This is a genomic window from Stenotrophomonas sp. STEN022, assembly GCF_056760155.1.
This window is the reverse complement of the sequence record NZ_JBRREG010000059.1, coordinates 1-11,058: the sequence shown is the minus strand read 5'-3', so window position 1 is coordinate 11,058 and position 11,058 is coordinate 1. Positions and strand designations below refer to the sequence as shown.

Annotated in this window: 11 protein-coding genes; 2 read left to right on the top strand and 9 right to left on the bottom strand. The window is 63.6% G+C overall.

Going from position 1 to position 11,058, the window contains the following annotated elements:
• Positions 1–15: 15 nt before the first annotated feature.
• Genes xerC through ACVOMF_RS13055 form a run of 7 tightly spaced genes read right to left on the bottom strand, consistent with a single transcriptional unit; the run spans position 16 to position 5,665 of the window.
• The gene (xerC, locus tag ACVOMF_RS13085) at positions 16–894 is read right to left on the bottom strand and encodes a tyrosine recombinase XerC (protein ID WP_481509687.1); all 879 of its coding nucleotides are present in this window, start codon (positions 892–894) and stop codon (positions 16–18) included.
• 21 nt (positions 895–915) lie between these two features.
• Positions 916–1,281: an effector-associated constant component EACC1 gene (locus ACVOMF_RS13080; protein ID WP_481509686.1), complete on the bottom strand. Its 366-nt coding sequence runs from the start codon at positions 1,279–1,281 to the stop codon at positions 916–918.
• Between the two features lie 30 nt (positions 1,282–1,311).
• Positions 1,312–1,989: a DUF484 family protein gene (locus tag ACVOMF_RS13075; RefSeq protein ID WP_481509685.1), complete on the bottom strand. Its 678-nt coding sequence runs from the start codon at positions 1,987–1,989 to the stop codon at positions 1,312–1,314.
• A complete protein-coding gene (gene dapF, locus ACVOMF_RS13070; RefSeq protein WP_481509684.1) occupies positions 1,986–2,837 on the bottom strand; it encodes a diaminopimelate epimerase in 852 nt (283 codons plus the stop codon). Before dapF ends, ACVOMF_RS13075 begins: the two co-directional genes overlap by 4 nt.
• A complete protein-coding gene (gene lptM / locus ACVOMF_RS13065; RefSeq protein WP_282269555.1) occupies positions 2,830–3,063 on the bottom strand; it encodes an LPS translocon maturation chaperone LptM in 234 nt (77 codons plus the stop codon). The genes dapF and lptM overlap by 8 nt, the downstream gene beginning before the upstream one ends.
• A 52-nt stretch (positions 3,064–3,115) precedes the next feature.
• Positions 3,116–3,538: a YbaN family protein gene (locus ACVOMF_RS13060; RefSeq protein WP_481509683.1), complete on the bottom strand. Its 423-nt coding sequence runs from the start codon at positions 3,536–3,538 to the stop codon at positions 3,116–3,118.
• A gap of 18 nt (positions 3,539–3,556) precedes the next feature.
• Positions 3,557–5,665 (bottom strand): S9 family peptidase, encoded by a 2,109-nt coding sequence (locus tag ACVOMF_RS13055; RefSeq protein ID WP_481509682.1) that lies wholly within the window; start codon positions 5,663–5,665, stop codon positions 3,557–3,559.
• A 103-nt stretch (positions 5,666–5,768) separates the two neighbouring features.
• On the opposite strand from ACVOMF_RS13055, the gene ACVOMF_RS13050 reads away from it, so the two are divergent.
• The gene (locus ACVOMF_RS13050) at positions 5,769–6,971 is read left to right on the top strand and encodes a pyridoxal phosphate-dependent aminotransferase (RefSeq protein ID WP_481509681.1); all 1,203 of its coding nucleotides are present in this window, start codon (positions 5,769–5,771) and stop codon (positions 6,969–6,971) included.
• A 594-nt stretch (positions 6,972–7,565) separates the two neighbouring features.
• On the opposite strand, the gene ACVOMF_RS13045 is transcribed toward ACVOMF_RS13050, so the two are convergent.
• The gene (locus ACVOMF_RS13045) at positions 7,566–9,665 is read right to left on the bottom strand and encodes a prolyl oligopeptidase family serine peptidase (protein WP_481509680.1); all 2,100 of its coding nucleotides are present in this window, start codon (positions 9,663–9,665) and stop codon (positions 7,566–7,568) included.
• Between the two features lie 68 nt (positions 9,666–9,733).
• On the bottom strand, positions 9,734–10,051 hold the full coding sequence (locus ACVOMF_RS13040) for a hypothetical protein (protein WP_481509679.1): 318 nt from the start codon (positions 10,049–10,051) through the stop codon (positions 9,734–9,736).
• 136 nt (positions 10,052–10,187) lie between these two features.
• Here ACVOMF_RS13040 and ACVOMF_RS13035 point away from each other — a divergent pair, with 136 nt between their 5' ends.
• The gene (locus ACVOMF_RS13035) at positions 10,188–10,787 is read left to right on the top strand and encodes a lipocalin family protein (protein ID WP_481509706.1); all 600 of its coding nucleotides are present in this window, start codon (positions 10,188–10,190) and stop codon (positions 10,785–10,787) included.
• Positions 10,788–11,058 lie beyond the last annotated feature (271 nt).

Below are 11,058 nucleotides of genomic sequence, written 5' to 3'. Positions count from 1 at the left end.
GATTTTTCATGAAACTCAACTCTTTCGCTTCGCTCTAGGATGCGCAGCATCATAAACCTTCGCCAGATGCTGGAAATCCAGATGCGTATAAATCTGCGTGGTAGCAATATCCGCATGCCCCAGCAGCTCCTGCACACCTCGCAGGTCGCCTGACGATTCCAGAATATGGCTGGCGAAACTGTGCCGCAGCATATGCGGATGCACGTTCTTGAACAGGCCCTGGCGTTGCGCCAGTTGCTTGATGCGGATCTGTACGGCGCGTTGGCTGATCGGTCCGCCGCTGCGCCCCGGGAATACTGGTTTCTCGCCGGTGCCGCCGCTTTCCCTGCGCCATTCCTGCAATGCATTCATTGCATGCGAGCCGACCGGCACGGTGCGTTCGCGGTTGCCTTTGCCGTGCACAAGCACGATGCCGGTGGCGGTATCGAGGTCGCGCCAACGCATGGCGCAGAGTTCGCTCAGGCGCAGGCCTGAGGAATAGAACAATTCGAGCAGCGCGCGGTCGCGCAGGCCGAGCGGTGCGTCGGTAGGTAGTTCGACCAGTTGCACGGCTTCGTCGGCGTCCAGCACCTGCGGCAGTTTGCGCGGTGCTTTGGGCGCGCGCAGGCCGGCGGCGGGGCTGTTGTCGATGACGTTGTTTTTCAGCAGCCAGGCGTAGAAGCTGCGGCAGGCCGACAGGCGCCGCTGCAGGCTTTTGGCCGACAGGCCGCGGCGGTGCTCACTGGCGATGAACTCGCGCAGCTGGTCGCCTTGTACTGCTTGCGGATCGGCGACGTCATGCGCTTCGCACCATTGCGTGAGCGCGGCGAGGTCGCGCTGGTAGGCGTCGAGCGTGTGCGCCGACATGCGGCGCTCGACCTGCAGATAGGACAGGAATGCCTGGACGGCGCTCATCGCCGAATGTCTGGCAGAACCTTACTCATCCGCAGGTTCTGACTTGCTTGGATCAACAGGCTCAGCTGCAGGCTTGGTATCAATGGCGCTCATCTGCCTTACCAAAGGCAGGAGTTGCTCAACCTGCTGCACTGAATAGCCTTCAAGTTGAATACTTCTGTTGTCTTCAAGCGTGATAAGAATCTTCCTGCTTGATCGAGCCTTAAGCCACGCGACCAGAACGGTAGCTATCGAGCCAGCGATGGCTGCTGTTTGGGCAACGACGACCATAGCTCCGGAGGCCAAGATTTGACCTGGAACCGGCTCAATCTCCTCATACTGGAGGCCGGCATCGTCAAGCGCCTGCAGAAAAGATGCATGGCTATCTTTGAAAAGACTTACACGCATACGCTTCCTCTCCTAACAGGCACACACCACTCAAGCGCTGCGGAAGCGCTGCAGGCCCGTCACCAGCGATTCGCCCATCATGCGCAGGAACAGCGTGCCCATGCCGGGATAGAAGCGGTTGGGGTCGTAGCTGCCTACCGCGATCAGGCCTACGCCCGGCAGCGGCAACAGTGCGGTGGACGACACTTCGTTGACCCGCTCGCCATACAGCACGTCGTTCTTTTCCTGCTGCAGGCGGCCGCAGATGGGCTCGCCGTCCTGCAGGCAGTCGTGGAACGGCGCCAGCTTGGCGTCGTCCTTGGCGATGACCTGCAGCCACGGTGCTTCGGCCGGTTCCGGCACGTCGTCGAAGGAGACGATGCGCACCAGGTCGCCGGCAAAATCTTCTTCCAGCGAGGCGGCCATCGCGCGCAGGGTGTCGGCGGCGCTGGTCTGGCGCATCAGCGCCAGCGTCAGCTGGTGGGTACGCACGGCCAGGCGTTCATTGATCTGTGCGTTGGCGCCGAGGTCGGCCAAGCGCCGCGACAGCTCGCGGTTCTTGTCGCGCAGCACTTCCAGCTGGTAGCTGGCGAGCGAGGCGGTCGGGCCGTCGTCGCGCGGCACCACCATGGTCAGTGCCAGATCGGGGAACTGCTTGAGGAAGGTCGGATGACGCCGCAGCCAGGCTGCAACTTCATGGGCACCGATTTTCTCGACTGTGTCGTTCATCCCATCCACTCTCCGTCGAATACGAATGCTGCCGGGCCGGACATCACGATCTCGGCATCGTCTGCCGGCCATTGGATACGCAGGTCGCCACCGGGCAAGGAGATCAGTGCATCGCGCTGTAGGCGGCCGCGCTGCATCAGCACCACCGCCGCCGCGCAGGCGCCGCTGCCGCAGGCCAGGGTCTCTCCAACGCCGCGCTCGTACACGCGCAGGCGGGCGTGGCCGGCATCCATCACCTGGGCGAAGCCGACATTCACCGATTCCGGGAACGAGGGGTTCTGCTGCAGCAAGGGCCCTACCCGCTCGACCGGTGCGGCATCCACCGAGCCGACTTCCAGCACAGCATGCGGGTTGCCCATCGATACGGCGCCGAAGCGCACGTTCTCGCCCTGCAGCGAGGTCATGTATTCCTCGCGCGCACGCGGAAAACCGAGCAGCGGAATCTGTTCCGGCTCGAACTCGGGCTTGCCCATGGCCACGGCGTATTCGCCATTGGCCAGGCGCTGCACGGCGTGGGTGCGGGTGGGGCTGTCGATGATGAAGTCGTCGCCCTGCGCCGCGCCGTCGCGTACCAGCCAGGCGGCCACACATCGCGCGCCGTTGCCGCATTGCTGCGAGGTGGAGCCGTCGGAGTTCCAGATGCGGTAGGACGCTACCGCGCCTTCGCTGCGCGGAGCCTCGATGGTCAGGATCTGGTCGCAGCCGACACCGCGATGGCGGTCGGCCAGCAGCGCTGCCTGCTCGGCATTCGGCGGCGGGGTGCCGTCACGCAGGTCCAACACCACGAAATCATTGCCGGCGCCATGCATCTTGCTGAAGCGCATGCGCCCTGTTGCTGACTTACCCATTTACGCCAGCACCACCGGTTCCGTCTTCAATGGCTTCGTCGGCCTTCTTGTCGGCGGCCGGGTCGGGCTTTTCAGTGGCGGGCTGGTCAGCCGGGGTGACTTCCTGTTCCTCGATCGGCACCGGCTTCTGCGGCATTACCAAGGGGCCCTTGTTGCCGCAGGCACTGAGACCCAGCAGCAGGAAGGCCGCCGGGATGAGAATCAGGAAACGGGACGTCTTGTTCATCCCCCGAGTATAGCCACTGGACCGCGAAGTCCGAACCGCGGCCGCGCGCCGTTCAGCGTTCGCCTGGGGGCAAGGGGCGCAGCCACAGCCACAGGCAGACGCAGGCCATGATGCTGATCGAGGTCCACTTCACCCAGGCCAGCGGCACGCACCACAGGGTGATCAGGGCACAGGCCAGCATGGTCAGGCTGGCCATCCACTTGCCCTTGCGGCTGACCGCGCCGTGCGCCTGCCAGTCGCGGATGGCCGGACCGAAGCGCGGGTGGTCCAGCAGCCAGCGGTGCAGCCGCTCGGAGCCATGCGAGGCCGCCCAGGCCGAAATCAGCACGAACACGGTGGTGGGCAGCCCCGGCACGAAGATGCCGATGATGCCCACGCCCAGGCTGACATAGGCCAGCAGCCACCACGCCCAGCGCAGGCGCGGTGGGCGCGTGCGTGGACCGGGAGGATCACGTGGCGGCGGTGTATCAGGCATCGCTACGACCCGGCTGCGTCAGTCAGCCAGGCCCAACTGCCCCAGCACGAAGGCGAAGGACTCGGCCTGTTCCTTGTAACGCTGGAAGCGGCCGGACTTGCCGCCGTGGCCGGCTTCCATGTTGGTGCGGAACACGATGGGCTGGCTGCCGGTGTTGATATCACGCAGCTTGGCCACCCACTTGGCCGGCTCCCAGTACTGCACCTGCGAGTCCCACAGGCCGGTGCCGACGAACAGCGACGGATAGGCCTGAGCGGTGACGTTGTCGTACGGCGAGTACTTGAGCATGTAGTCGTAGTACTGCTTCTGCTCCGGATTGCCCCACTCGTCGTACTCGTTGGTGGTCAGCGGGATGCTGGCATCGAGCATGGTGGTGACCACGTCGACGAACGGCACCTGCGCAACCATCACCCGGTAATCGCCCGGGGCCTGGTTGGCCACCGCGCCCATCAGCAGGCCACCAGCGCTGCCGCCCGAGGCCGCGACGCGGTCCTTGGCGGCATAGCCCTGTGCGACCAGCGCGCGGGTTACATCGACAAAGTCGTTGAAGGTGTTCTGCTTGTGCAGCAGCTTGCCGTCGTCGTACCAGCTGCGGCCCATTTCCTGGCCGCCGCGGATGTGGGCGATGGCATAGACCACGCCACGATCAAGCAGGCTGACCACGCTCTGGTTGAAGTTGGGGTCCATCGACATGCCGTAGCTGCCGTAGGCGTACTGGTAGAGGGCGGCAGTGCCGTCCTTCTTGAAGCCCTTCTTGTAGACCAGCGACACCGGGATGCGTGCGCCATCGCGGGCGGTCACCCAGACGCGCTCGGTTTCGTACTTGCTCGGGTCATAGCCGATCACCGGTTGCTGCTTGAGCAGGCGGCGCTCGCCGGTCTTGACGTTGAGTTCGTAGGTCGTGGCCGGCGTGGTCAGCGAGGTGTAGCTGTAACGCAGCCATTCGGTATCGGGTTCTGCGTTGACCGACAAACCCATCGAGTAGGCCGGCTCATCGGCTTTGACGAACTCGCTGCGGCCATCGGCAAACAGCAGGCGCACGCGCTCCAACGCTTCGGCGCGCTCGGCGATGGCGGTATAGCCGTCGAACAGCTCGAAGCCTTCGATCAGCACCTGCGGATCATGCTTGACCCAATCCTTCCACTGCTTGCGATCAGTGGCACCTTCCGGCGCGGTGACCAGCTTGAAGTTGGTGGCGCCATCGGCATTGGTGCGGATCACCCACTGGCCGTTGTAGTGGTCAGCGTCGTATTCGACGTCGCGCTCGCGCTTGGCCAGCACAGTGAATTCGCCCGGGTTGGCGGCAGAGGTGTAACGCAGCTCGGAGGAGACGGTGCTGTCCACGCCGATGGTGATGAAACGGTCGTCGCGGGTGCGACCGATGCCCATGTAGAAGCTGTCGTCCTTCTCCTCGTAGACCAGCACGTCGGCGCTGGCCGGGGTGCCGAGCACGTGCTTCTTGACGCGCACGGTGAGCAGGGTTTCCGGGTCGTTCTCGACGTAGAACAGCGTGCGGCTGTCATCGGCCCAGATCACATTGGCCGACACGCCCTCGATCACGTCGTCCAGCATCTTGCCGGTGGCCAGGTCCTTGAAGCGGATGGTGTACTGGCGGCGGCCGACGGCGTCTTCGGCAAAGGCCAGCAGCTTGTTGTCGCGGCTGATGTCCATGTCGTCGATGCCGAAGTAACCCTTGCCTTCGGCCAGCACGTTGAGATCCAGCAGCACTTCTTCCTGCGCCTGCATGTCGCCCTTGCGGCGGGCGTGGATGGGGTAATCCTTGCCGGTCTCGTAGCGGGTGTAATACCAGTAGCCGCGCTCGCGGTACGGCACGCTGGCATCGTCCTGCTTGATGCGGCCGACGATCTCGGCGTAGAGCTTGTCCTGCAGCGGTTTGAGCGGCGCCATCAGGGCGTCGGTGTAGGCGTTCTCGGCGTTGAGGTAGGCCAGCATCGCCGGCTCCTTGCGCTCGTCGTCGCGCAGCCAGTAATACGCATCCTCGCGCTGCGCACCGAACGGCGCTGTCACCGTATGCGGGCGCTTCTCGACATCAGGCGGGGTGGGCTGGGACGCGGCGGCGGTATTGATCATCAGGCTTGCAACCAACAGGCAAAGAAGAGGTTTCATCAGGTTCACTCCGGAACAGCGGTGGTGCATCCAGTGCAGCAGGCCACAGTGTGCCATGCCCGGCGCTTGCCCCGCTGCCATCAACGGCGCCTATCATGCAGCGATGAACACGCCCCACACCCCACACGCCCCATACAGCCGCCGCAGTCAGGAGATCGCGCCCTTCCACGTCATGTCGCTGCTGGCCCGCGCCAACGCACTGGAGCAGCAAGGCCACGACGTGATCCACCTGGAGATCGGCGAGCCGGATTTCACCACCGCCGAGCCCATCGTCCGAGCCGGCCAGGCCGCACTGGCCGCCGGCCACACCCGCTACACCGCAGCTCGCGGCCTGCCTACCCTGCGCCAGGCTATTGCTGGCTTCTACGGCCAGCGCTACGGGCTGGATATCGACCCGGAGCGAATCCTGGTTACCCCGGGTGGCTCGGGCGCACTGCTACTGGCCTCCAGCCTGCTGGTGGACCCGGACAAGCACTGGCTGCTGGCCGACCCCGGCTATCCCTGCAACCGGCATTTCCTGCGTTTGGTGGAAGGCGCGGCGCAGCTGGTGCCGGTGGGGCCTGAAAGTGGCTATCAGCTGACCCCTGAGTCGATTGCGGCCAATTGGAATGCTGGCAGTGTTGGAGCGCTGGTAGCTTCACCTGCCAATCCGACTGGCACCACCCTGGATGCCGGGCAGTTGGCTGGCTTGTCTGCAGCGCTGAAGGAGCGCGGTGGGCATCTGGTGGTGGATGAGATCTACCACGGGCTGACCTACGGCTTTGATGCGCCCAGCGTGCTGGAAGTGGATGACGAAGCCTTCGTGTTGAACAGCTTCTCCAAGTACTTCGGCATGACTGGCTGGCGGCTGGGTTGGCTGGTGGCTCCGCCGCGTGCGGTACCGGAGCTGGAGAAGCTTGCGCAGAACCTGTACATCAGCGCGCCGTCGATGGCGCAGCATGCGGCCTTGGCGTGTTTCGAGCCGGAGACGATTGCGATCTTCGAACAGCGCCGCGAGCAGTTCCGGCAGCGACGGGATTACCTGCTGCCAGCGTTGCGGGCACTTGGGTTCCGCATTGATGTGGAGCCGCAGGGTGCGTTCTACCTGTACTGCGACGTGAGTGCGTTCACCGATGATGCGCAGGCGTTTTGTGCGCACTTCCTTGAGACCGAGCATGTGGCGTTTACGCCTGGCTTGGATTTTGGGAACTATCGGGCGAACCAGCATGTGCGGATTGCGTATACGCAGGATGTTGGGCGTTTGCAGGAGGCGGTTGAGCGGATTGGGCGGGGATTGGAGAGTTGGTTGGCTAGGAAAGTTGGCTGAGAACTGAGAGCTAAAAGCGAAAGGCTAAAGGCTAAAGGCTAAAGATACCCCTCCCCAGCCCTCCCCTTCGCCTGCGGCGAAAGGGAGGGGGCAGAAGCGAGGCCTCAAGCGGCAAGGAGGAATGCTTTGGCTTTGGCTTTGGCTTTGGTTTTGGTTTTGGTTTTGGCTTTCGCCATTCCCTTCCCCCGCTTGCGGGGGAAGGTGCCCGGAGGGCGGATGGGGGGGAGCTTTTGAGCTTTTGAGCTTTTGAGCTGTTGAGCTTTTGAGCTGTTGAGCTTTTGAGCTGTTGAGCTTTTGAGCTTTTGAGCTGTTGAGCTTTTGAGCTTTTGAGCTTTTGAGCTTTTGAGCTTTTGAAATGCCTACCGCAATTCACTAACGAGACTCCGCCCTTGCCCTCACCCCAACCCCCGCTCCGCGCCCCGGCCCTTGCGCTGGCGCAAGTGCGTTCAACAGGGGCACAAACCGATGGTTTGTAAACGCCCCTCTTTCACCCCGCAAGCGGGAGAGGGGCTTAAGCAAGAGCAAAAACAAACGCCACCTTTCGGTGGCGTTTGTTTTGCATCACTTCAAAGCAAAATCACTTCAAACCAAGCATCACTTCTTGCTCAGCTGTTCCCACAGGAAGCTGTAAGCAAGTGCCTTCATATGCGCGTCCTGCGCATTGTTCGCAGCGCCACCATGACCACCCTCGATGTTCTCGTAGTAGGTCACGTCCTTGCCTGCGTCGATCATCTTGGCCGCCATCTTGCGGGCGTGGCCCGGGTGGACGCGGTCATCGCGGGTGGAGGTGGTGAACAGCACCGGCGGGTAGCTCTTGGCAGGATCGAACAGGTGGTACGGCGAGAAGGTCTTGATGAACTCCCAATCCGCCGTATCCGGGTTGCCGTACTCGGCCATCCACGAGGCACCGGCCAGCAGGTGGCTGTAGCGCTTCATGTCCAGCAGCGGAACCTGGATGACCACCGCACCGAACAGCTCCGGGTACTGGGTCAGCATGTTGCCGGTCAGCAGACCGCCGTTGCTGCCGCCCTGCACGCCCAGGTGCTTGGCCGAGGTGATGTTGCGGGTGACCAGATCCTGCGCCACCGCTGCCATGTCCTCGTAGGCCTTGTGACGGTTCTGCTTCAGCGCCGCCTGGTGCCAACGCGGGCCGTACTCGCCACCGCCACGGATATTGGCCACGACGTACACGCCGCCCTTGTCCAGCCAGGCGCGGCCCATGCCGCCGGAATAGCCCGGGGTCAGCGAGATTTCAAAGCCGCCATAGCCGTACAGCAGGGTCGGGTTGGAACCGTCCAGCTTCATCGCCTTGTCGTGCACCACGAAGTACGGCACGCGGGTGCCATCCTTGCTGGTGGCGAAGTGCTGCTCGATCACCTTGTCGCTGGCGTCGAAGAACGCCGGCATGGTCTTCAGCACTTCCGGCTGCTTGCCGATCTCGGCCATGGCCAGCGTGGTCGGGGTCAGGTAGTCGGTGACGGTCATCCACACCGCGTCGCTTTCATCCGCGTCCACCGCGCCAACACCAATGGTGCCGAAGGCCGGTGCGCCGGTGAAATCACTGCTCGCCCAGCCGTCCTTGCCGTGGGTCAGCACCTTCAGGCGGTTCTTGACGTCGTCCAGCACGTTCAACACCACGTGCGACTTGGTCCAGGTGGTTCCGGCCAGCGAGGTGGTGTCGGTCGGCGCGAACAGCACATCGAACTCGCGCTTGCCGGCCATGAAGTCATCGAACTTCGTTGCCAGCAGCGAACCTGCGGTGTAGGTCTTGCCACCGACGGTCCACGGCTCGCGCAGTTCCAGGGTCAGCCATTCGCGGCGGATGCCCTTTTCGGCCGAGTTCGGTGCGTCGACCTTGGTCAGCTTGCCGTCGGCACCGATCAGGAACAGTTCGTTGTTGTAGAACGCGATCGTGCGGCTGACGAAGTTACGCTCGAAGCCCGGCGTATCGTCGTGCATCGCCGAGATGTACATGTCCTCTGGCGTGCCTTCGTACACCGTGGTTGCGGCGGTGATCGGGGTGCCACGCTGCCAGCGCTTGACCACGCGCGGGTAGCCGGAGGTGGTCATCGAGCCCGGTCCGAAGTCGGTGTAGACGAAGACGTTGTCCTGGTCGATCCAGCCCAGGCCGCCCTTGGCCTCGGCACGGAAGAAGCCGTCCTTGATCCAATCCTTCCTGGAGATGTCGAACTCGCGGGTGACATCGGCATCGGCACCACCGCGCGACAGCGCGATCAGGCAGCGGGTGTATTCCGGGCGCAGGCAGTTGGCACCGTGCCACACCCAGTTCTCGCCCTCGGCCTTGTTCAGCGCGTCCAGGTCCAGCACGGTTTCCCACAGCGGCTCGGCCTTGCGGTATTCGACCAGCGTGGTGCGGCGCCAGACGCCGCGCTCGTGCTGCTTGTCCTTCCAGAAGTTGTAGTAGTAATCGCCGATCTTCTGCACACCCGGGATCTTGGCATCGGAATCCAGCACCTCACGGATGCCCGCTTCCATCGCCTTGAACTGTGGGGTCACGGCCAGGCGGCCTTCGGACTTGGCGTTCTGCTCCTTCACCCAGCCCAGCTGTTTGTCGCCGGTGACGTCTTCCAGCCAGGCGTACTTGTCCTGGGAATCGTCAGCGGCCATGGCGGCCCCGGCCAGGCCGGAAGAAAGCAGACCCGCCACAAGGCAGGCAGAAGTGAGTCGGGACATGTTGGCTCCACGCGATCATAAGCCGCGAACGCTAACACAGCCCCCTACCTAACCCCACGTGTCGAAGGTCAGGCCGCCTGTGGCAGGCGGCGCCGGGCCGGACGACGGCCACGGGTGGCCTGAGGGCCGCGCTTACGCGGCTTGGCGTGGCGATTCCGCCAAGCTGCGGGTAGGCGAAAGCGATACAACGCCCACCAGGCGCTCAGCGGCATGCCCAGCAGCCACAACGGCAGCCAGCCGATCCAGTCGCTGTGGCCGCGCGCCGCTGGCCACACCAGCACCAGCGCCAGGCCAGCCAGGGCGGCCTGTCTGACGCAGCGCAACACCTGCGGGTCAGGCGCTTCGGGCGCGTTACGACGGGATGACGATGCGAGCGGCTTGGTCATGACGTTCTCCGGCAACATGGCTGTGTTGGAGTGCATCCTCGGTGGCCGCCATCTCACAGACTGCGACCTGCCATTGACGGGCGTATCGCTGCCCGTCGAACATGCAGCCCTGACCTTCATAGGTGCCCTACCCGTAATGCGACCGATTCCCGTCTTTGTGTCCGCCATGTTGTTGAGTCTCGCCCTGCCGCTGAGCCCCGCTCTTGCACAGGAAGCTGCGCCGGCGACGACGACGGTGGAGGGAATCGCCGAGGGCCCGATTGACCTGCAGCGCTTCATGGGCCGCTGGTATGTGATCGGCCGGGTGCCCAACTTCATCGAGCGCGGCCACGTGGCCAGCGTCAACACCTATACCTTGCGCGACGACGACAAGGTCTCGATCAAGTATCAGTTCCGCGACGGCTTTGCCGAGCCGGAGGAAGAGATCGACATCCGCGCCAAGGTGGACGAAGACAGCGGCAACCGTCGCTGGCGCACCTGGTTCTACCGGATCGTGCCTACCCACACCCGCATTCTGGAAGTGGCGCCGGATTATTCCTGGGCGCTGATTGGCTACCCGGGCCGCGAGATGGCGTGGATCTTCGCCCGCGAGCCGGACATGGACAACGCCACCTACCGCCAGTTGGCCACGCGCCTGCGTGACAAGTACGACGTCAACACCGACAAGCTCAAGCGCGTGCCGCAGCACCCACAGCAGGTGGACAAGCTGGGTTTTGAAGTGCCGAACAAGAAGTAACAGGGGCAGAATCGTAGTGCCGAGCCATGCTCGGCAGGGCTTAACCGGTAACGCCCCTAGCCGAGCGTGGCTCGGCTCTACAGATGCAGCGTCAAGCCGGGCCTGATCATGCTGTTGTAGGCACGGCGTAAGCCGCAAAGCGCAAATTGCTGCAAACGCGAAGAGCTACCCCTCCCCAACCCTCCCCTCCGCCTTCGGCGCAAGGGAGGGGGCAGAAGCGTAGTGCCGAGCCATGCTCGGCAGAGGCTTTACTGGTAACGCTCCAGCCGAG